This is a genomic window from Variovorax sp. FG153 (assembly GCF_057809595.1).
Genome location: NZ_JBMDKG010000010.1, coordinates 34,924 through 54,569, shown reverse-complemented (window position 1 = coordinate 54,569; position 19,646 = coordinate 34,924). Strand labels below are relative to the sequence as shown.

Annotated in this window: 18 protein-coding genes; 9 read left to right on the top strand and 9 right to left on the bottom strand. The window is 70.9% G+C overall.

The genetic code is table 11. The annotated features are described in order from the left end of the window. Positions 1-5: 5 nt before the first annotated feature. From ACODT0_RS13870 to ACODT0_RS13845, 6 genes are read right to left on the bottom strand one after another with little or no spacing between them, the layout of a single operon-like run. A complete protein-coding gene (locus ACODT0_RS13870; RefSeq protein ID WP_489041513.1) occupies positions 6-2,423 on the bottom strand; it encodes an MMPL family transporter in 2,418 nt (805 codons plus the stop codon). After that, the gene (locus ACODT0_RS13865) at positions 2,420-3,070 is read right to left on the bottom strand and encodes a LolA-related protein (protein ID WP_261205620.1); all 651 of its coding nucleotides are present in this window, start codon (positions 3,068-3,070) and stop codon (positions 2,420-2,422) included. The genes ACODT0_RS13870 and ACODT0_RS13865 overlap by 4 nt, the downstream gene beginning before the upstream one ends. Next, positions 3,027-4,064 (bottom strand): lysophospholipid acyltransferase family protein, encoded by a 1,038-nt coding sequence (locus tag ACODT0_RS13860; RefSeq protein ID WP_413763454.1) that lies wholly within the window; start codon positions 4,062-4,064, stop codon positions 3,027-3,029. Before ACODT0_RS13860 ends, ACODT0_RS13865 begins: the two co-directional genes overlap by 44 nt. Then, on the bottom strand, positions 4,061-5,779 hold the full coding sequence (locus ACODT0_RS13855; protein WP_479669929.1) for an AMP-binding protein: 1,719 nt from the start codon (positions 5,777-5,779) through the stop codon (positions 4,061-4,063). Before ACODT0_RS13855 ends, ACODT0_RS13860 begins: the two co-directional genes overlap by 4 nt. A gap of 46 nt (positions 5,780-5,825) precedes the next feature. Continuing rightward, positions 5,826-6,476 carry a COG4648 family protein gene (locus tag ACODT0_RS13850; protein ID WP_261205617.1) on the bottom strand — a complete coding sequence of 217 codons (651 nt, stop codon included), beginning with the start codon at positions 6,474-6,476 and terminating at the stop codon, positions 5,826-5,828. Positions 6,477-6,481: 5 nt separating this feature from the next. Further along, positions 6,482-6,787 (bottom strand): phosphopantetheine-binding protein, encoded by a 306-nt coding sequence (locus ACODT0_RS13845; RefSeq protein WP_057596224.1) that lies wholly within the window; start codon positions 6,785-6,787, stop codon positions 6,482-6,484. A 102-nt stretch (positions 6,788-6,889) separates the two neighbouring features. Between ACODT0_RS13845 and ACODT0_RS13840 the strand changes: the two genes are divergently transcribed. Then, the gene (locus ACODT0_RS13840) at positions 6,890-8,404 is read left to right on the top strand and encodes a helicase HerA-like domain-containing protein (protein WP_489041512.1); all 1,515 of its coding nucleotides are present in this window, start codon (positions 6,890-6,892) and stop codon (positions 8,402-8,404) included. A gap of 19 nt (positions 8,405-8,423) precedes the next feature. Next, positions 8,424-9,131 (top strand): Crp/Fnr family transcriptional regulator, encoded by a 708-nt coding sequence (locus tag ACODT0_RS13835; protein WP_489041511.1) that lies wholly within the window; start codon positions 8,424-8,426, stop codon positions 9,129-9,131. Between the two features lie 13 nt (positions 9,132-9,144). Here ACODT0_RS13835 and ACODT0_RS13830 read toward each other — a convergent pair whose 3' ends face one another. The 3 genes from ACODT0_RS13830 to ACODT0_RS13820 form a co-directional block, all read right to left on the bottom strand. Then, the gene (locus tag ACODT0_RS13830; RefSeq protein WP_296728020.1) at positions 9,145-11,484 is read right to left on the bottom strand and encodes a DUF6351 family protein; all 2,340 of its coding nucleotides are present in this window, start codon (positions 11,482-11,484) and stop codon (positions 9,145-9,147) included. Positions 11,485-11,632: 148 nt separating this feature from the next. Next, positions 11,633-12,274: a DUF1109 domain-containing protein gene (locus ACODT0_RS13825; RefSeq protein ID WP_489041510.1), complete on the bottom strand. Its 642-nt coding sequence runs from the start codon at positions 12,272-12,274 to the stop codon at positions 11,633-11,635. Continuing rightward, entirely contained in the window at positions 12,271-12,849 is a 579-nt protein-coding gene (locus ACODT0_RS13820) for a sigma-70 family RNA polymerase sigma factor (RefSeq protein WP_057596229.1), read from the bottom strand. Before ACODT0_RS13820 ends, ACODT0_RS13825 begins: the two co-directional genes overlap by 4 nt. Before the next feature lie 171 nt (positions 12,850-13,020). Between ACODT0_RS13820 and ACODT0_RS13815 the strand changes: the two genes are divergently transcribed. The 7 genes from ACODT0_RS13815 (at position 13,021) to ACODT0_RS13785 (ending at position 19,633) form a co-directional block, all read left to right on the top strand. Continuing rightward, the gene (locus tag ACODT0_RS13815; RefSeq protein WP_261205962.1) at positions 13,021-13,452 is read left to right on the top strand and encodes a hypothetical protein; all 432 of its coding nucleotides are present in this window, start codon (positions 13,021-13,023) and stop codon (positions 13,450-13,452) included. Between the two features lie 43 nt (positions 13,453-13,495). Then, positions 13,496-13,978: a DUF6152 family protein gene (locus ACODT0_RS13810; RefSeq protein WP_489041509.1), complete on the top strand. Its 483-nt coding sequence runs from the start codon at positions 13,496-13,498 to the stop codon at positions 13,976-13,978. A 120-nt stretch (positions 13,979-14,098) separates the two neighbouring features. Then, positions 14,099-15,451 carry a GTP cyclohydrolase II gene (locus ACODT0_RS13805; RefSeq protein WP_261205610.1) on the top strand — a complete coding sequence of 451 codons (1,353 nt, stop codon included), beginning with the start codon at positions 14,099-14,101 and terminating at the stop codon, positions 15,449-15,451. Then, positions 15,448-16,857, top strand: coding sequence for a URC4/urg3 family protein (locus tag ACODT0_RS13800; protein ID WP_261205608.1), 1,410 nt, complete (start codon positions 15,448-15,450; stop codon positions 16,855-16,857). The genes ACODT0_RS13805 and ACODT0_RS13800 overlap by 4 nt, the downstream gene beginning before the upstream one ends. A gap of 61 nt (positions 16,858-16,918) precedes the next feature. Beyond that, positions 16,919-17,548, top strand: coding sequence for a uracil phosphoribosyltransferase (upp, locus tag ACODT0_RS13795; RefSeq protein ID WP_057594816.1), 630 nt, complete (start codon positions 16,919-16,921; stop codon positions 17,546-17,548). Positions 17,549-17,675: 127 nt separating this feature from the next. Further along, positions 17,676-18,677 (top strand): BMP family protein, encoded by a 1,002-nt coding sequence (locus ACODT0_RS13790; RefSeq protein ID WP_489041508.1) that lies wholly within the window; start codon positions 17,676-17,678, stop codon positions 18,675-18,677. An 8-nt stretch (positions 18,678-18,685) separates the two neighbouring features. Next, a complete protein-coding gene (locus tag ACODT0_RS13785) occupies positions 18,686-19,633 on the top strand; it encodes a 5'-methylthioadenosine/S-adenosylhomocysteine nucleosidase (RefSeq protein WP_057594818.1) in 948 nt (315 codons plus the stop codon). Positions 19,634-19,646: the final 13 nt, after the last annotated feature.

The window sequence follows — 19,646 nt, the reverse complement described above, 5'->3', positions numbered from 1 at the left end:
GTGCGTCAGCCGCGCGCGCCGTCGCCCGAAGACCCCGCCTCGCCCACGGGTGGTGCCACGCGGCGCGCGAAGGCGGCCGACAGCAGCAGCGCCAGCAGCGCGCCCGGCGCCACCACGCGGCCGATCGAGGACAGCGCGGGAATGTCGGAGATCGCGATCAGGCCGAAGGAGACCACGGTCGTCAGGTTGGCGAGCATCAGCGAGGCCAGCGTGTCCTCGTCGGCCCGGCCCGTGGTGCGCAGCTGGTCGAAGAACAGCGCGTAGTTCGAGCCCACCGCCACGATCAGCAGCAGCCCCACCAGGTGCAGGATGCCGAGCGCCGCCTGCAGCACGGCCATGCCGCCGAGCGTGAGCATCACGGCGAACAGCAGCGGCTGGCACACCGCCAGCAGGCGCCGGCCCGAGCGCAGGTAGATGCCCAGCAGCACGACCACCGCCAGCGCGCCCAGCAGCACCTGCACGAAGGCCTCGTGCAGGTAGCGCTGGTAGAGGCCGCCGAGCTCGCGGCCCACGTCGACCACCTGCACCTCGGGCACGCCGGCGAGCGCGGCCTCGAGCTTCGCCTGCTCGAACTTCGGTCCCGGGTGCAGCGCGATCAGCGTCGACCAGCCGCCGCCCGGGCGCTCGTACATCAGCGAGCTGACCACCGCGCGCAGCGGGCCTTCGCGCAGTTCGTCGAGCTGCACCGGCTTGAGCTGGCGCGCGGCCTCGACGTCGGCCACGAAGGGCGCGAGCCGGCTGGCCGGCAACGGCAGGCCCTGCGTGGCCTCGGCCAGGCGGGTGCGCAGGGTGTCGGCGTCGGGCAGGCTCGCCAGGCGCGCCTGCTGGGCCGCGATGCTCGGCAGCACGCGCGTCACGGTCTCGAAGCCGCCGAGTTCGCCGCGGTCGACCAGCGCGCCGAGCTTCGCGCTCGCGGCCTCGTTGTTGCGCAACGCCGCCTGAGCGTCGGCGCCGTTGGCCATCACGATGATGCCGCCGTCGCTGGTGCCGATGTCGTTGCGCAGCATCTCGTCGAGCTGCTGCTGCGCGCGCGGCACCGGGCTCATCGCGCTGAGGTCGGCGCGCCACAGGTGGCCGCCCTGCCACAGCACCAGCGCCGCCGCGGCCACGCCCAGCGCCGCCAGCGGCCAGCGCAGGCGCGGCAGGTTGCGCACCAGCAGGCCCGCGAAGCTCGCCATCTGGCGCCGCATGCCCATGCCGGTGGCACCGTCGGGCGCGAGCATCGGCAGCGCGTAGCGGGTGGCGACGGCGGCCGCGACCAGGCCCGCGATCGAGAACACGCCCAGCTGGGCCAGGCCCGGAAAGCCCGAGAACACCAGCGCCGCGAAGCCGCAGACCGAGGTCAGCAGCCCGATGCGCACCGTGGGCCAGTGCACCGTGCGCCAGCGCTGCCAGCCGGTGCCGGGCACGGCGGCGCCGCGCGCCTGGATCAGGTAGTAGATGGCGTAGTCGACGGTCTCGCCGATCAGCGTGCTGCCGAAGCCCAGCGTGAGCCCGTGCACCGAGCCGAAGACCCAGCTGACCGCCGCGGTGCCGATCACCACGCCGGTGGCCACCGGCAGGAAGGCGATCACCAGCGCGCGCGGCGAGGCGAAGGCAAGCAGCAGCAGCCCGCCCATGACGATGCCGCCGACGATCGCGAGATGGATCGCCTCGGTCTTGATCTTGTCGCGGCTGAGCACCGAGAACACCGGCGGGCCGGTCAGCAGCAGTTGCGGCCTGGCTTCGCCCAGGTCGCGCGTGGCCGCCTCGTGGGCCGCGTGCACGCGCGCGATCGCCACCGCCTGCGCGTCGAGGTCGCTGCCGGCGGCGCGCGTGGTCAGGATCATCAGCGCGCGCGGCGCGGTGCGCGACATCCACACGCCGCCTTCGCTGCGCGGCGCGCTGGCCGGCACCAGTTCCTCGGCGATGCGCGTGGTCTCGCCCGTGGGGTCGCGGTCGAGGAAGGGCTTGATCACGTTGCCGGCCGGCGTGCCGAGCATCGACAGCGTCTCGTTGATCGCGTCGCGCAAGCCCTCGACCGTGAAGCGCTCGGGCGCCACGCCCGGCGAGAGCTGGTAGCGGTGCTGGAACACCCAGGTGCCGGCCTCGGTCCAGTCGCCGGTGTCGCCGTTCTGGATCAGGTCGAACAGCTGGCTCCCGCGCATGTCCTTCGCCATCGCGCGCGACACCTGCGCGCGCGCCTCGGGCGTGCCGCCCTCGAGGCCCAGCATCAGGGTGCGCGAGGCCACGCCGCTTTGCAGCTGCTCGATCAGCACGCGCTGGCGCGCATCCGGGCTCTTGGGCAGGAAGGCCGACAGGTCGGCGTTGAACTGGGTGCGCGAGATCTCGAGCACGCCGGCCAGCAGCAGCGCCACCCAGACCAGCAGCACGACCGCGCGGCGCTGCCAGCTCGGCGGCCCCTGCGGCGCGGTCGCGCTCACGGCGTGGTACGCCCGGCCGGCGCGGCCGGTGCGGGCTGGGCCGCGGGACGGTCGGGCACGATGTTCATCACCGAGCGGTCGCCGCCGACGAACTCCATCTCGAGCCCGAGCACGTCGCTCGCGCGCCCGCTGATGCGCATGCTGCGCACCTGGGCCGCGAGCCGGCTGTCGATCGGCGTCAGGTCGAGCGCCCATTGATTGGCCGAGCCGGTCACGGTGCTGCGGAAATAGCGCTGCAGCGTGGTGCCGTCGCCGCTGAGCGTGCCGCGCATGGCTTCGACCAGGCCCAGCAGCTCGGGCATGCTGTCGAGCGCCAGCGTGCGGTTGCGGCCGCCGCGCGACAGGGTCAGCGTGTTGCCCTCGACCGCCATGGTCTCGACGCGCGGCGACAGCGTGCGGCGCACCAGCTTGTCGGGCGCGTCGAAGCTCAAGGTGCCGCGCGCATCGAGCGGGCCTTCGAGGCCGTGCACGAAGCGCTGCTCGGTGAAGCGGGCCTCGCCGCTCTTCTGCCTGGCCAGCAGGCCCATCAATTCGTTGAGGTCGAAGGCCCAGGCCGGTGCGGCGCCGAAGGCCAGCACGAGCAGCAGGGCCTGGAAGAACCGTTCAAGCCGCCGCGGGCGCATCTGCATCTTCGAGCCAGAAATCATGGAAATTGAACCAGTTGTAGGGGTAGGCGCGGCACAGCGCCTCCAGGCGCGCCACATAGGCTTCGACCGCGGCGCGGATCAGCCGTTCGCGCTCGGCGGCATCGGCCGGGCGCTGGCCGAAGTCGGCCAGGCGTTCGAAGCGGACATCGTAGCGCGCACCGCCGCGGTAGACCCCGGCCATGAAGAACACCGGCCGCCGCAGCAGCGCCGCGAGCCGGAACGGCCCGTCGTTGAAGCTGGCGGGCCGGCCCAGGAACGGCAGCACGATGTTGTTGCCGCGCTGCTGCGCGGGCTGTTCCTCGCTGCCGGGCAGCGTGCGGTCGGCCAGCATGCCGCCCATGCCGCCGCCGTCGAGCCAGTCGCGCAGCGCGAGCATCGAGTGCGGCCGGCCCAGCGCGATCACGTGCGGCCGCGCCTCGGGCAGGCTGATCGCGTTGAGGATGGCGGTGATGCGCTGCGCGTTGTCCGGGTACATCAGCATCGCGAGGCGCATGCGCGCCTGGTCGGGCTGCTGGCGCTTGCAGGCACCCATGGCCTCGAAGCTGCCCACGTGCGCGCCGAGCAGGAAGGCGCCGCGCCCTTCGAGCGCCGCTGTCTCGAGCTCGACCTGGCCGTCCATGCGGAAGTCGAACAGGTCCATGCGCCCGCGCAGGAAATACACCCGGTCGAGCACGGTCGAGGCGAAGGCATGCAGCAGCTTGAAGCCGTCGACCCAGCCGGCCTGCGGGCCGATGGCGCGGAACAGGTAGCGCTTGATGTGGCGCCGCGGCGTGGGCGCGAACAGCAGGAAATAGAGTGCAATCGGCGGCAGCAGGAGCCGCGTGATGCGGCGGCCGAAGAAGATCGCCATGAAGCAGATGAAGCGCAGCGCGAGCATGTTGCTGCGCTCGGGGGCGCGCGTCCAGTCGGCCGCGTCGGCGGTGGCGCCGCCCGCGGGGGGCGCGGTCCGGGCGGCGGCGTTCACCGCGCGGGTCTCGGCCTCGGTGTGCTTCATCGCGGCGACTCTGCCACGGGGGTCCAGCGGCCGGTGACGGCCACCACGCCGTCGCAGCGCACGTCGAAGCGCACACCGCCACCGGCGGCCTCGGGGTTCAGCTCGATCGCCAGCACCGCACCCGGGCGCACCGGCGCCAGGAACTTGGCCGCGGCCAGCGTGGGGTTGGGGCCGAGCCGGGCCAGCAGCGCCGGCACGCGGCGGATCGCCTCCTGCACCTCGGCCAGCACCAGCGCGCCGGGCAGCAGCGGCTGGCCCGGAAAGTGGCCCGCGAACGCGGGATGGTCGACCGGCACCGTGTGCACGAGCCGCACCGGCGTGCCGTCCTCGGCCAGTTGCGCCAGCGCGAACTCGCGCAGCGCGCGCACCGTGAGCTTGCCCGTGCCCTCGCGCGGAAAACCCTTCACGTGCACCACGCGTCGCGGCACGAAGACCGGCTCCAGCCGTTGCCGCAGCGCGCCGACGATGGCCGCCGCCGTGAGCTCGGGCGCCACCACGAAGGCGATCGGCCGCACCACGCCGTCGGCCACCTCGTCGGGCAGCCAGAAGGCGCCGTCGTCCACGCCGGGAATGCTGTTGAGGTGGTAGTTGAGGTGGGCCAGCGAACTGCGCCGGCCGGCCACGTGGATCAGGTCGTTGGCGCGGCCGAACAGCCGGAAGCGGCGTTCGTCGAGCAGCTCGAGCACGTCGGCCATCGGCGTCGGCTCGGGCAGGAAGTCGCCACTGAAGATGAAGCGCTCGTTGCCGTCCTCCCCGCCCGGCTCGGCATGCACGCGGATCTGGCCGAAGGTCTCCCAGACCTCGGTCTCGGTGGTGCGGCGCATCGCGACCTGGCCCGATTCGGTGCTGCCGTAGATCTCGAGCAGCACGCCGTGCAGCGCCTGTTCGGCCTGGGCGGCCAGCTGCGGCGACAGCGGCGCGGTGGCCGAGAGGATCAGGTCGACCTCGGGCAGCGCGATGCCCGACAGCAGCAGCGTCTTGAGATGGAACGGCGTGGTCACCAGCGCGCGCGGCCGCGGCACCGAGGCCAGCGCCTGCGCCACGTCGGCCGGGAAGAAGGGCCTGCCGCTGTCGAAGGCGGCGCCGCCGAGCATGGCCAGCAGCACCGAGGATTCGAGCCCGTAGCTGTGCTGCACCGGCACCGTGGCAACCAGCGTCAGGCCCGCGAGCGAAGGAAGATCGAGCACGCGGCACAGGCGCTCCACCGCCACCGCCACGTCGCCCGTGAGCGTGCGCCAGGTCTTGGCATGCGGCTGGGGCGCGCCGGTGGAGCCCGAGGTCAGCAGGCTGGCCGCGTGGCGTTCGGCGTCGATCATCGGCACGGCGGCCGGGTCGCCCGCCTCGGCGGGCGCCGGGCCGGCGCTTTTCTCGATCACCAGCCGCGTCATGCCGGGCGTCTGCAGCGCCGGGTCGTCGACCAGCGCGAACAGCCCCTCGCCATGCGATTCGCGCAGCCGCGACAGGGTGTCGGCGCGCGCGTCGGGCGGCAGCAGGCTGGCATGGCCGCGCACCAGGGCCGCGGCCATGCCGACGATGAAGTCGTAGCGGTCGGAGCAGAGATTGACCGCGGCGCCGTGGGCCGGCAGCTGCGGCGCGAGGCGGGCCACGTCGGCCAGGAAGCGGCGCGTGCTCAGCGGCACGCCGGCGCGCCAGGCGAGCGGCGCATCGGGATCGCGCTCGGCGAGCAGCGGCAGCAGGCCAGGATTCGGTGTCACGCGGTGCCTTTTCCTCTTTCGTGTCGGTCCGCCGGGCCGGCGGGGCTCAGCGCGGGCCGCCGCCGGCGCCGCTGTCGGCCGACGAGTTGCCGTAGAAGGCGCGCACCGCATCGACCATGCGGGTGCGCTCGAACTCGGGGTGCAGCCGGTAGCGCAGCAGGTGTTCGCCGACGAACAGCAGCGCCACGCTGGCGGGCGTCAGCACGTTGGCCAGCAGCGACCAGGCCGAGAACGACAGCGTGAGGTAGACCACGATCGACGAGAGCACCACCAGCGCGAAATAAGCGGTCCAGATGCGCGTGAGCTGCGTCGTGTAGGCCCGCATCGCGCCGCGCAACGGATGCACGCGCTGCGCGAACTGGGTGATCAGCGGCACGCTGTCGCCGCGCAGCGTGGAGCCGAACCAGCCGCACAGCAAGGCATTGATGGCCACGTGCTGGAACACGTAGAGCCGGTTGGTGTCGCCCGCTTCGCCGCTGAGCACCAGCGCGAAGCCGGCCAGGCCCAGTGCGACCACCGCGGCGAAGCCCCAGCGGCCGAAGCGGCTGGCGGCGAAGCCCATGGCGGCGAGCCACAGCGGCCCGAGCAGCACGACCACCGCCCACGGCTCGGTGGCGTGGAACAGCATCATCCAGTGGGAAGCACCGGCATAGGCCACTCCCACCAGCAGCAGGAGCGCCAGGCGCCAACGTGACATGGGGTTCAGGCCGCGCGGTTCTGGGCGACGTGGGCCGCGAGCGTGCGCAACGACTGGAAGATCTGCTGGTTGCGTTCGTCGTCCGAACGCAGCTGGAAGCCATAGCGGCGCGAGACTTCGAGCGCGACCTCGAGGATGTCGATCGAGTCGAGGCCGAGGCCTTCGCCGTACAGCGGCTCGGTCGGGACGATGTCGGCTGGTGCCACCTCGAGATTGAGGGCGTTCACCAGCAGCACGGCCAGTTCCTGCTCGATCGGCGACTGTTCGGCATCGCCATCGGCGGGAATGGGGGGCTGAGCAGTCGAAGACAAGAAAAACCTCCAGAAACTTTTTGCCGCGGGGGCGCGTGGGCCGTGGATTATAGGAGGGCAGCTTGATTAGACTGGCCGCCCCGACACGACCCGGAACCGTCCATGGCCGACCCTCTTCTGATCGCCCGCCACGACAGCGTGGAATGCACCCTCCTCCCGGCCCTCGCCAACCGCCACGGCCTCATCACCGGTGCCACCGGCACCGGCAAGACGGTCACGCTGCAGACCATGGCCGAAAAGCTGTCGGCCATCGGCGTGCCGGTGTTCATGGCCGACGTCAAGGGCGACCTGACCGGCATCAGCCAGCAAGGCGCCATCGGCGAGAAGATGGCCGCCACCCTCAAGGAGCGCGGCATCGAGCTGCCCGAGCCGCTGGGCTGCCCCGTCACGCTGTGGGACGTGTTCGGCGAGCAGGGCCACCCGGTGCGCGCCACCATCTCCGACATGGGGCCGCTGCTGCTGGGGCGCATGCTCGACCTCAACGAAACCCAGGCCGGCGTGCTGAACCTGGTGTTCAAGATCGCCGACGACAACGGCCTGCTGCTGCTCGACCTCAAGGACCTGCGCGCCATGCTGCAGTACGTGGGCGAGAACGCGAGCCAGTTCACCACCCAGTACGGCAACATCAGCGCCGCCAGCGTGGGCGCGATCCAGCGCGGCCTGCTGCAGATCGAGACCCAGGGCGGCGACAGGTTCTTCGGCGAGCCGATGCTCAACATCGCCGACTTCATGCAGACCGTGGGCGGCAAGGGCGTGGTCAACATCCTCGCGGCCGACAAGCTCATGAATTCGCCGCGCCTCTATGCCACCTTCCTGCTGTGGATGCTGTCGGAGCTGTTCGAGCAGTTGCCCGAGATCGGCGACCCCGACCAGCCCAAGCTGGCCTTCTTCTTCGACGAGGCCCACCTGTTGTTCAACGAGGCGCCCAAGGCGCTGGTCGAGCGCATCGAGCTCGTGGTGCGGCTGGTGCGCTCCAAGGGCGTGGGCGTCTATTTCGTGACCCAGAACCCGCTCGACATTCCCGATTCGGTGCTGGCCCAGCTCGGCAACCGCGTGCAGCATGCGCTGCGTGCCTTCACGCCGCGCGACCAGAAAGCGGTGAAGGCCACCGCCACCACGATGCGGCAGAAGCCCGGCCTCGACATCGAGAAGGCCATCACCGAGCTCGCGGTCGGCGAGGCGCTCGTGAGTTTCCTCGACGACAAGGGCCGCCCGAGCGTGACCGAGCGCGTCTACGTGCTGCCGCCCGGCAGCCAGATCGGCCCGATCACGGCCGCGCAGCGCCAGGCGCTCTTGGCCAACTCGCTGGTGGCGGGCGTCTACGAGAAGGCGGTCGACCGCGAATCGGCCTACGAGAAGCTCAAGGGCCGCGCCGAGACCGCGCCCGATGCCCCCGCGGCGGGCAAGACGGCGCCCGGCAAGCCGGCCGATGAGGGTTCGGGCGCCGGCGGCATGCTCAACGACCTGCTGTTCGGCCACACCGGCCCGCGCGGCGCCAAGCACGACGGCCTGGTGCAGACCATGGCCAAGTCGGCGGTGCGCACCATGGGCACCTCGGTCGGCAAGGAGATCCTGCGCGGCGTGCTCGGCGGCATCTTCGGCTCGAAGAAGCGCTGAACCGGGCGGCAACGCATCCATGTCCTCGGGCAAGACACCGGCCAGGGACATCGCGGCGTTCTGGGAGCGCTGCATCTGGCCGCGCGTGCTCACGCAATGCGAGCGCGAGACCGCCTACAAGGCGCTCTACACGCGCGAGCACGGCCAGGGCGAGTTCGTCTGCCAGCGCAACGAGATCGCCGACAGCTGGATCGGCGTGATCGAGGGCTTCCTGCGCGTGCAGGACACCTCGGCCGACGGCAAGCCCGTGATGTTCACGGGCGTGGCCGCGGGCGGCTGGATCGGCGAGGGCTCGCTGCTGAAGGTCGAGCAGCGCAAGTACGAGATCGCCGCCACCCGCCCCACCGTCACCCTGCACCTGCCGCGCGACACCTTCACCTGGCTGCTCGACAGGAGCGTGCCGTTCAACCACTTCATGCTGTCGCACCTGAACGAGCGGCTCAGCCAGTTCATCGCCACGGTCAAGTTCGACCGCCTGCTCGAGCCCACGGGCCGCGTCGCGCGCGGCATCGCGAGCCTGTTCCACCCGGTGCTCTATCCCAACACCGATGCCACCCTGCAGATCAGCCAGGAAGAGATCGGCTGGATGGTCGGCGTGTCGCGCCAGCGCGTGAACGTGGCGCTGCACGAGCTCGAGGCCGCGCAGCTCATCAAGACCGGCTACGGCTGCATCAACGTGCTCGACCGGCAGCGGCTGTCGCGCTATCCGGCCAACCAGCTCGCCTGAGACGCCCGCGTCCTCAGAGCGGCGTCGACACCGGCGCGGCCGGCAGGTCCTGCCCGCCCGGACCGCCGCGGAAGCTGGTCGGCGTCCACGGCACCTGGCCCACGCCCGGCTTGCGCCAGTCGCACACGCCATCGGTGAACACGGCCTTCAACCGGTTCTGCTGGGCGCCCGTGAAGACGGCGCCGGCATAGTCCGCCGAGGCGAAGTCCAGCGGCTTGAGCTGGCACTTGAACACGTCCTCCGACAGCGGCCCGCCCGAGACGATGCGCACCGACTCGTAGGGCTTGACCGGGCAGGCGGCGCTCTCGAAGCCCACGTCCACCAGTTCGGCCTCGGTGTTGCCCGCGCCCGCGATGCAGAAGTCGACCGCGTCGGCGGGCTTGTTCTTCACCACCTTGCGCTCCTTCGTGTCGCCCGACTTGTCGCGCTCGATCGCGCTGAGCCAGCGGTCCATCATCAGGAAGGTCTGGCGGAACATCGCGGGCCCGGTGTAGGCGCCGCTGGCGCGCACCACGTGGTTGTCGTGCTGGCCGTTGGCCGCGTCGAGCCGCGCGCGCTGCTGCCAGGTGCGCCAGGTCATGTGGATGTCCACGCCGAGCTGCGGCCGCAGGTCGATGATCGGCACCTGCGCGAGGTTGCGCCCGACGCTCACCAGGCCGCTGCGGTAGAGCGCGCTCATGGACGAGGGCAGCGCGCGGGCGCGCGGCGCCGGCACCGCGACGCGGTCGCCCGACCACACCATGTCGGCGTCCCAGCTGCCCACGCCCTCGTTGAGCGCCACGAACTGCTCGGGCGTGATGGTGCCGGCGCGCAGCGCCTTGAGCCCGTACTGCACGCCCGCGTTGTCGTACGGCAGGTTCGGCTTCACGTTGCGGTCGACGTCGACCACCGTGCCGAGGACCGGCGTCATCACGTCGTGGATCGAGCAGCGCACGCCGGTGGGCCGCAGCGCCGGGTCGTAGACCACCGCGTCGGGGAAGCCCGGGCCGCAATTGGCGGCCAGCACCGGGTTCTGCGGCGCGAGGAAGGAATAGACCCAGGTGGTGCAGTGGTCGGCGCTCGGATGGCCCTCGATCGCGGCGCGCTGCGCGGGCGTCAGTCCGGTGCCCGCGGCGGTCATGTAGTAGCGCCAGAGGATGCCGCAGTCGCGCGTCTCGATCCAGGTCGTGACCGCGTCGGGATAGCTCACCCCGGTCTGCAGCCCGTCGAGCAGGCCCGGCATCACCGAGGCCGGCACCGTCTGCATCATCGAGCCGCCCGAGCCGCCGTCGGCCATGGTGAAGCGGATCTCGCCGTAGGTGTCGATCACGTGTTCCTTCACCATCATGATGTTCTCGGTCGCGAGGAACTCGTTGTTGTTGTCGTTGTGGTTGGTGAGCTGCGAGTTGACCGTCATGTAGCCCGCGCGCAGCGCGTTGTCGTCGAAGATCGCGAGGCCCGGGTTCTGCTGGAAGCGGTTGCCCGAGGCCGAGGCGCCCATCTTCCACAGCACCTTGCCGTTCCAGCCCTTCTGCGGCGCCCAGGGGGTCCACGGCCTGGCCGGGTCGAAGAACACCGCCACCTGGTACATGCTGCGGCCCATGGTGCCGAGCTCCACCCGCAGCAGGCTCTTCACCGTGTCGCCGCGGTCGTTGGTGAAATCGGCGATCTCGGCATCGGCGGGCCGCTTCGCCGGGTCGTATTCGACGAAGCAGGGGTTGGCGCCGATCGGCGCGTAGCCGCAGTCGGTGCCCTGCTTCGCCTTGGGCTGGTAGTAGTGGGTGAACCGGGTGGGCGCGTTGCAGTCGGCATCGACCGGATCGGCGTCGAGGCCGCTGACCTGCGTGATGACCGTGGCCGACAGCCCCGTGCCCGCGGGATTCACCAGTGCCGCGCTCGGCGCCCTGGTGGCGCACACCCAGGGCTGGATCGGCACGCCCGCGAAGATGTTGCCGGCGCGGCCGAAGTTCGTGAGCGCGAGCCGCGCGCCCTTCTTCGCCGTCTTCAAGGTGGCCGTGAGCAGGTTGCGGCCTTCGCGCAAGCCCGACACCGTGCCCAGCACGCGGCCGTTGGGGCGCAGCGCGAAGGCCGCGCCAAGGTCGCGCCCGTCGAGGTCGACCGCCAGGTCGAGCGCGTCGGCGCCCTTGGGCAGCACGATCTCCACGTAGGCGTCGCCGTCGCTGAGCATGTCGGCGCGGTTCGACAGGGTGCGTATCTCGAGCTCGCCCGTCACTGGCGGCGAGGTGGGCGGCGGACTGGTCGGAGGAAGGATCGGCAACGCCACGCCGCCGCCCCCGCTGCCGCCGCAGCTCGCGAGGGTGACGACCACGCACAGGCCCAGGACCCGCAGTCCCGCTCTGAGGATGTCTCGCATCGATGTCTCCTTTGTTGTGAGGAAAAACGCGACGCGATTGCAATCCTTTCGCTCTTTTCGAACTGTTCAGCGAACGACATTTCGCCGCCGTGCAGGGTTTGTCCCAGTGAGGCGTACGAGCGCTCGCAGGCGCTGCCAGAGCCGGCCCCTACCAGCGCAGCAGCCGCGGCCCCAGCAAGGCACCCACCAGCACCGGCACTGCGATCCCGCTCACGTACCAGACCGCGATGAACGGCGCGGTGAGCTCGGGGCAATGCAGCGCATAGACGGCCGCGCCCACGCCGCCGGCCAGCGCGCCGGCCGCCGCGCCTGCGAGCGCGGGCCGGGTCGGCGCGAGGCTGCGCAGCGCGGCCATCGCGCCCGCGAAGACCGGCAGCGCCATCAGGGCGATGCTGGCCGTGCAGACGCGCCACGTCTGCCCCATCAGCGAGGGCATGCGCGCCTCCTGGGGGGCATCGATCCAGGCCACCACGGCCAGCATCCAGATCGCCAGCACCGGCAGCGCGGCACCGATCCAGGCCCGGCGCACCGGCACGCCCGGGCGCGCGAGCCGCTGCGCCATCACGAAGGCCGCGCCCGCGATCGCCAGCGGGAACAGCAGCTTGACCCAGAGCATCGGCCAGAACAGCACCGCCAGCAGGTCGCGCCGCGGCCCGTAGCCGACGAACATGATCGCGAGCGACAGCGGCACGCCGACGGCCAGGGCCAGCCAGAGCCGCCGGCTCGCCGCGCGGCGCGGCGCGGCCACCGGGCCGGCAGCCAGCAGCGCGACGAGGTCGTCGGTCTTCACGCCGCGCCTCCGAAACGCGCCGCCAGCGCCTTGAGCCCGCGGTGGATGCCTACCTTGACCGCCGACTCGGACATGCCCGTGAGGCTCGCGGTCTCGGCCACCGACAGGCCCTCGATCTTCACGTGCACGATCGGCAGGCGCTGGCGCTCGGGCAGGGTCTGGAGCAGGCCGCCGAGGTCGCGGCGCGCGTCGCTGGCCTCGATCTCGGAGGCGGCGAACAGGCCCTGCTCGTCGTCCAGCGGATCCTGCAGCACCTCGCGCGAGGACTTGGCGCGCAGCAGGTCGATCATCTTGTAGCGCGCGATCGCATGCACCCAGGCCGTCAGCGGCTGGTCGCTCTGGTAGGTATGGCGCTGGTTGTGCATGGCGAGCAGGCATTCCTGGACGAGGTCTTCCACATCATCGGGCCAGCCGAACAGCCGCCGGCCCAGGAAAGCGCGCAGGTGCGCGCTGAGTCGCTGCAGGAAGTCGCGGTACGCCTTCGCGTCGCCGTCGAGGCCGCGAAGGAAGAGACCGCGCAGCACCGCCTCGGCGTCGCTCGCATGCATCCTGCTGCCTTCGTTGTTTCGTGCCATCGCACCGGCAGGTTACAGCCGCGCCGAAAAAGTTCCGCCGGATGCCACCACGCCACCATGCGGCCGCAAGGGCCCGCGCGGTGCCGGGCCTTGATCCCGAGACACCGCCCGCTGCACTAAGCTGCCCCGCCAACCCCTCGAGGAGTGCTCATGTCGTCCGGCATCGCCCCGGTGTTCAAAGGACTCGTCTCGCATCCCTGGGCCTACCCGGCGCTGGAGGCGGTGCACATCGTCGGCATCGCGATGCTGTTCGGCGGCCTGCTGGTGTTCGAGCTGCGCGCGCTGGGCCTGGGCCGCGACCTGCCCGCGGCCCGGCTCGCGCGCCTCACGCTGGGGCCCGCGCTGGCGGGCTTCGGCCTGTGCGCCGCCACCGGCCTGGCCATGTTCGCGGGCCAGCCCGGAGAGCTGCTCGCCAATCCGGCCTTCCGCCTCAAGCTGCTGCTGATCGCGCTGGCCGGCGCGAACGCGGCGCTGTTCCATGCGCGCGGCGGCTCCGCCCTGCTCGACGGGCCCGCCGCAAAGACCGGACGGCTGCAGTGCCTGTTGTCGCTGGCCTTCTGGCTCGCTGTCATCATCTGCGGGCGCTGGATCGCCTATGCCTGAGCCGGCCCCGGCCCGCTCCCACCCATCCTCCGAGGAGACCGCCATGCCGCTGCCAAGACGCACCTTCGTCGCCAGTTCGCTGGGCCTCGGCCTGGGCCTCGCGCTACCGGCGCGCGCGCACCATGGCTGGAGCAGTTTCGACCAGGAGCGCCCGCTCTACCTCGAGGGCCGCGCCACCCGCGTGATGTGGCGCAACCCGCACGGCGAGCTCGAACTCGAACTGCCCGAGAAACCCGTGCTGCCGGCCGACCTGAAGCAGCGCGCACTGCCGAAGCAGAGCGCCTCGGTCGACGGGCCCTCGCTGCTCGCCAAGGCCCAGCTGCCGACGCGGCGCGACCGCAAGTGGCTGGTCGAGCTCGCGCCGCTCACGCGGCTGTCGGCCTGGGGCGTGGAGGAGATCAAGACCGGCACGCAACTCGGCGTGCTGGGCTTCACCTTCACCGGCGAGAAAGGCGATGCGGTGCTGCGCGCCGAGTACCTGTTCGTCGGCGGCAAGGTCTACGGGCTGCGCTCCTCGCCGGCCTGAGCTTCTTCGCCGCGATCCGTCTCGCGCCCTCGGCCGCGCCACGCACGCGGCGTTGTCCGTCGTTCCCCGGCTTGCAAGCCATGCGGTCGATCGGTACATTGCATTTTTTGAGGGCCATTCATGTCCGTCGACAGCACTGCGATCCCTTCGTCCTCCGCCTCCCCCGTTCCCCCCGCCGCGCCGGTGCCACCGGTTCCCTCGGCCGCCGCGCTCCCGGTCCAGACCGTCGTCCCCACGCCCAGCGGCCACATCCGGCTGACCTCGCACAGCGGCGGCTTCGGCGCGCTGCCGATCCGCTGGGGCGCGGCCACCGCCACCGAGCGCGGGCCGATCGTCGGCACCACCACCAAGCGCGCGCACCGCAACGTCATCGGCACGCACAGCGGCTCGTACAGCGTGTACCGCGCCCTCGCGGTGGCCGCGGGCGCGCTCAAGCGCGAGCACAAGGCCGACCTCACGAACACCGCGCCCACCGACATCATCGGCCCCTATCCGCAGTGGAGCGAACCCGGGCGCATCGTCTCGCTCGACCCCTGGGGCGCGCTGGTGGCCGATGCCTTCAGGAGCGAGCTCGCGGCCGGCTACGACATCCGCCCGACCATCGCCATCACCAAGGCGCACGTGATCCTGCCCGAGGTGATCGAGGCGCTGCAGAAGGGCCGGCTCAAGGCCGACGGCCACTTCCTCACGGCCGGCGGCGCCGCGATGGTGACCAAGGCCGCGATCGAGCCGGTCTGGTACCTGCCCGAGGTGGCGCGGCGCTTCGGCTGTTCCGAAACCGACCTGCGCCGCGTGCTGTTCGAGGAAACCGGCGGCATGTACCCCGAGCTGGTCACGCGCTCCGACCTCGAGGTGTTCCTGCCGCCGATCGGCGGGCAGACGCTCTACATCTTCGGCAACCCGCGCGACCTGGCCAATCCCGAGGTCGAGCTCACGGCGCGCATCCACGACGAGTGCAACGGCTCCGACGTGTTCGGCTCCGACATCTGCACCTGCCGGCCCTATCTCACGCACGCCATCGAGGAATGCATCCAGGGCGCGCAGCGCGGCGGCGTCGGCCTCATCGCCTACTCGCGCAAAGAGGGCCGCGCGCTCGGCGAGGTCACCAAGTTCCTGGTCTACAACGCGCGCAAGCGCCAGGTCGGCGGCGACACCGCCGACCAGTACTTCGCGCGCACCGAATGCGTGGCCGGCGTGCAGGACATGCGCTTCCAGGAGCTGATGCCCGACGTCTTCCACTGGCTGGGCATCCGAAAGATCCATCGGCTGGTGTCGATGAGCAACATGAAGTTCGACGCCATCGTCGGCTCGGGCATCGAGATCGGCGAACGCGTGAACATTCCCGACGAACTGATCCCCGCCGACGCGCGCGTCGAGATGGACGCCAAGATGGCCGCCGGCTATTTCACGCCGGGACCGGTGCCGGACGCGGAGGAACTCAAGAAGGCCAAGGGCCGGGGACTGAACGAATGACGAGCAGCAACAACGATTTTCGCGACCACCTTCCCGTCGACGGCTCGGGCAGCCTGCGGCCCGGCGACGAGGGCCGGGTCGATCCCGCGACCGAGTTCGCGGTCGATGCCGGCCATCCCGCGGGCGCCGCGCGCCTGCTGCGCAGCACCGCCGAAGTGCGCCGCCGCGCCGCCGGCCTGCTGGCGCGCGCACGCCACGGCGAATCGCGCTGGTTCCGCATCGGCGACGACAACGCGCTCGAGGACGCCGCGCGCACCGTGGCCGAGGTCACGCGCGAGCGCTATCCCTGGGACACCATCCCCTATCACAGCCGCTGGCGCCACTTCGAGGCCGGCGGCGTCGACCGCCGGGCCCAGCTCGACGAGCTGCTCGGCGAGGCCGATGCGCGGCAGCGCGCGCGCGCCCACATCGACCTGGTGCTGGTCAGCGTGCTGCTCGATGCCGGCGCCGGCCCCGACTGGCACTACACCGAACCGGCCAGCGGCGAGCGCTTCACGCGCTCCGAGGGCCTGGGCGTGGCGAGCTTCCACGCCTTCACCAGCGGCCTGTTCTCCTCCGACCCCGAGCGCCCGCTGCAGGCCGATGCCGCCGGGCTGCGCGGCCTGGTCACCGACCGGCTCGGCGCCGCCTTCCAGGTCAGCGAGGTCAATCCGCTGGTCGGCCTCGCGGGCCGCGCCACGCTGCTGCGCCGGCTCGGCGAGGCGCTGGCCGAGCAGCCCGAGGTGTTCGGCGAGGACGGCCGGCCCGGCAACCTGTTCGACGCGCTGGTCGGCCCCTTCGGCCCGGCCGCGCCGCCCACCGCCGAGATCGGCGCGCACGCGATCCTGTCGCTGCTGCTCGACTCGCTGTCGCGCATCTGGCCCTCGGCCAATGCGGTCGACAGCATCGCGGCCGACGGCAGCGACAACCCCGGCGGCATCGGCTCGGGCGATCCCGCGCTGGCGCTCGGCGACTGCTGGCGCCACAGCGCGGTGCCGGGCCCGGGCCTCACCAACGGCTGGATGCCCTTCCACAAGCTCTCGCAGTGGCTGACCTATTCGCTGCTCGAGCCCTTCGAGTGGGCCGGCGTGAAGGTGCGCCACCTCGAGGCCCTGACCGCGCTGCCCGAATACCGCAACGGCGGCCTGCTGATCGACAGCGGCGTGATCGTGCCCAAGGACGCGGCGCTGCTCGAACGGCGCTGGAAGGCCGGCGACGAGTTCATCGTCGAGTGGCGCGCGCTCACCGTGGCCCTGCTCGACGAACTGGCGCCGCGCGTGCGCAAGGTGCTCGGCCGCACCGAGGAACAGCTGCCGCTGGCCTGCGTGCTCGAGGGCGGCACCTGGGCCGCGGGCCGGGCACTGGCACAGCGCTTGCGTGACGGTGCGCCACCGCTGCAGATCGAGAGCGACGGCACGGTCTTCTAGGGCCTGGCCAGTCTTTTAGACTTCCGGGTTTCGCCAACGCAGAACGAATCGAAGAATTCCAATGAGCAACGTCCACCTCCTCGACCATCCCCTCGTCCAGCACAAGCTCACGCTGATGCGCCGCAAGGACGCGTCCACCAACAGCTTCCGCCGGCTCCTCAACGAGATCAGCATGCTCATGGCCTACGAGGTCACGCGCGACATGCCGATGCAGGACGTCGAGGTCGAGACGCCGCTCGAGACCATGCAGGCCAAGGTCATCGACGGCAAGAAGCTGGTGCTGGTGTCGATCCTGCGCGCGGGCACCGGCATCCTGGACGGCATGCTCACCGTGGTGCCGGGCGCGCGCGTCGGCCACATCGGCCTGTACCGCGACCCGAAGACGCTGACCGCGGTCGAGTACTACTTCAAGATGCCCGGCGAGATGGAGAACCGCGACGTGATCGTGGTCGACCCGATGCTGGCCACCGGCAACTCGGCGGTGGCGGCGGTCGAGCGGCTCAAGGAACTCAATCCCAAGTCGATCAAGTTCGTCTGCCTGCTGACCTGCCCCGAGGGCGTGGCAACGATGCAGAAGGCGCACCCCGACGTGCCGATCTACACCGCCGCGATCGACCGCGAACTGAACGACCACGGGTACATCCTCCCTGGCCTCGGCGACGCCGGCGACCGGATCTTCGGCACCAAGTAAACGCGACAAGAAGAGAAGCGGCCCGGTTCCTGCTTCGCAGCATCGGTCCACCGCCCCGCGCAGGGCGCGGTGCGACGATCCGAGCCCGCACCAGTTCCACCAGATCCATCACCCGAGGAGAAGCACCGTGACAGCACGCCGCCCCCTGATCGTTCGTTCCATCGCCATCGCCGCGGCCCTCGCGGCCGGCCTTCCCGGCCTCGCGTTCGCGCAGGCCAAGCTCAAGGTGGCGGCGGTCTACACCGTCCCCTTCGAGCAGCAATGGGTGGGCCGCATCCACAAGGCGCTGAAGGCCGCCGAGGCGCGCGGCGAGATCGAGTACAAGGCCACCGAGAACGTCAGCAACGCCGACTACGAGCGCGTGATGCGCGAATACGCCACCGGCGGCAACCAGCTGATCCTCGGCGAGGTGTTCGGCGTCGAGGCCGCGGCGCGCAAGGTCGCCAAGGACTTCCCGAAGGTCGCCTTCCTGATGGGCTCCTCGCTCAAGCCGCAGGCGCCCAACTTCAGCGTGTTCGACAACTACATCCAGGAACCGGCCTACCTCAGCGGCATGGTCGCCGGCGGCATGACCAAGAGCAACCGCATCGGCATGGTCGGCGGCTTCCCGATCCCCGAGGTCAACCGCCTGATGAACGCCTTCATGGCCGGCGCCAAGGAGACCAATCCCAAGGTCGAGTTCAGCGTGAGCTTCATCAACAGCTGGTTCGACCCGCCCAAGGCCAAGGAAGCGGCCTTCGCGATGATCGACAAAGGCGCCGACATCATGTACGCCGAGCGCTTCGGCGTCTCGGACGCGGCCAAGGAAAAGGGCAAGCTCGCGATCGGCAACGTGATCGACACCCAGGCCCAGTACCCCGACACCGTGGTCGCCTCGGCGCTGTGGAACTTCGAGCCCTCGGCCGACCGCGCGATCAAGCTGGTGAAGGAAGGCAAGTTCGCCGCCGAGGACTACGGCATCTATTCGCAGATGAAGTACAAGGGCTCCGAGCTCGCGCCGCTGGGCACCTTCGAGAAGAAGGTGCCGGCCGAGATCGTCGCCAAGGTCAAGGCCAAGCAGGCCGACATCCTCGCCGGCAAGTTCACCGTGAAGGTGGACGACGGCCAACCGAAGTCCACCGCGAAGTGAGCCGAGCGATGACCCCGCGCTGGCGTTCCCTGCTCGCGGCCGGTGTGCTGGCCTTCGGCCTCGCGGGCTGCGTCGGTGTCTACAAGGGCACCGGCGTCAGCATCAACAGCGGCACCCGGCTCGACGACACGCCGCGCATCGCGGTCATCTCGGCCTTCGAGCCCGAACTCAAGCTGTTGCTCGCGCGCCTGCAGGGCGCGGCGAAGCACGGCGTGAACGGCGTCGAGTTCACCACCGGCACGCTCGAGGGCAAGCCGGTCGTGCTGTTCCTCTCGGGCATCAGCATGACCAACGCGACCATGAACACGCAGCTCGCGCTCAACCGCTTCCGCGTCACGAACATCGTGTTCAGCGGCATCGCGGGCGGCGTGAACCCTTCGCTGCATGTCGGCGACGTGACGGTGCCGGCCCAGTGGGGCCAGTACCTCGAGGTGCTGATGGCGCGCGAGACCGCGCCCGGCAAGTACGCGGCCCCGCCCTTCATCACCGACGCCACCCTGCCCAACTTCGGCATGATGTTCCCGCGCCCGGTCGAGGTGCGCTCGGCCGCGCGGCCCGGCATCGAGCGCAAGTTCTGGTTCGAGGCCGACCCGAGGATGCTCGAGGTGGCGCGCGGCATCCGCAACGTCGACCTCGCGAGCTGCAGCGCCGGCAAGTGCCTGGCGCGCAAGCCCCAGCTCGTGGTGGGCGGCAACGGCGTCTCGGGCCAGGCCTTCATGGACAACAAGGCCTATCGCGAATACACCTTCAAGACCTTCCAGGCCAACGTGCTCGACATGGAGACCGCGGCCGTGGGCATGGTGGCCTACAGCAACGGCGTGCCGTACATCGCCTTCCGCTCGCTCAGCGACCTGGCCGGCGGCGGCGATGGCGAGAACGAGATGGGCACCTTCATGAACATCGCGGCCGACAACTCCGCGAAGGTCATGCTGGCGTTCCTGGCTGCGTGGAAGTGACACCCCTTGCCCC

What these genes read in the sequence shown, in the direction of transcription:
- ACODT0_RS13865 (WP_261205620.1), bottom strand. Translation starts at nt 3,070, where the DNA reads ATGATTTCTGGCTCGAAGATGCAGATGCGCCCGCGGCGGCTTGAACGG.
- ACODT0_RS13860 (WP_413763454.1), bottom strand. Translation starts at nt 4,064, where the DNA reads ATGAAGCACACCGAGGCCGAGACCCGCGCGGTGAACGCCGCCGCCCGG.
- ACODT0_RS13850 (WP_261205617.1), bottom strand. Translation starts at nt 6,476, where the DNA reads ATGTCACGTTGGCGCCTGGCGCTCCTGCTGCTGGTGGGAGTGGCCTAT.
- ACODT0_RS13840 (WP_489041512.1), top strand. Translation starts at nt 6,890, where the DNA reads ATGGCCGACCCTCTTCTGATCGCCCGCCACGACAGCGTGGAATGCACC.
- ACODT0_RS13835 (WP_489041511.1), top strand. Translation starts at nt 8,424, where the DNA reads ATGTCCTCGGGCAAGACACCGGCCAGGGACATCGCGGCGTTCTGGGAG.
- ACODT0_RS13830 (WP_296728020.1), bottom strand. Translation starts at nt 11,484, where the DNA reads ATGCGAGACATCCTCAGAGCGGGACTGCGGGTCCTGGGCCTGTGCGTG.
- ACODT0_RS13820 (WP_057596229.1), bottom strand. Translation starts at nt 12,849, where the DNA reads ATGGCACGAAACAACGAAGGCAGCAGGATGCATGCGAGCGACGCCGAG.
- ACODT0_RS13810 (WP_489041509.1), top strand. Translation starts at nt 13,496, where the DNA reads ATGCCGCTGCCAAGACGCACCTTCGTCGCCAGTTCGCTGGGCCTCGGC.
- ACODT0_RS13805 (WP_261205610.1), top strand. Translation starts at nt 14,099, where the DNA reads ATGTCCGTCGACAGCACTGCGATCCCTTCGTCCTCCGCCTCCCCCGTT.
- ACODT0_RS13800 (WP_261205608.1), top strand. Translation starts at nt 15,448, where the DNA reads ATGACGAGCAGCAACAACGATTTTCGCGACCACCTTCCCGTCGACGGC.
- upp (WP_057594816.1), top strand. Translation starts at nt 16,919, where the DNA reads ATGAGCAACGTCCACCTCCTCGACCATCCCCTCGTCCAGCACAAGCTC.
- ACODT0_RS13785 (WP_057594818.1), top strand. Translation starts at nt 18,686, where the DNA reads ATGACCCCGCGCTGGCGTTCCCTGCTCGCGGCCGGTGTGCTGGCCTTC.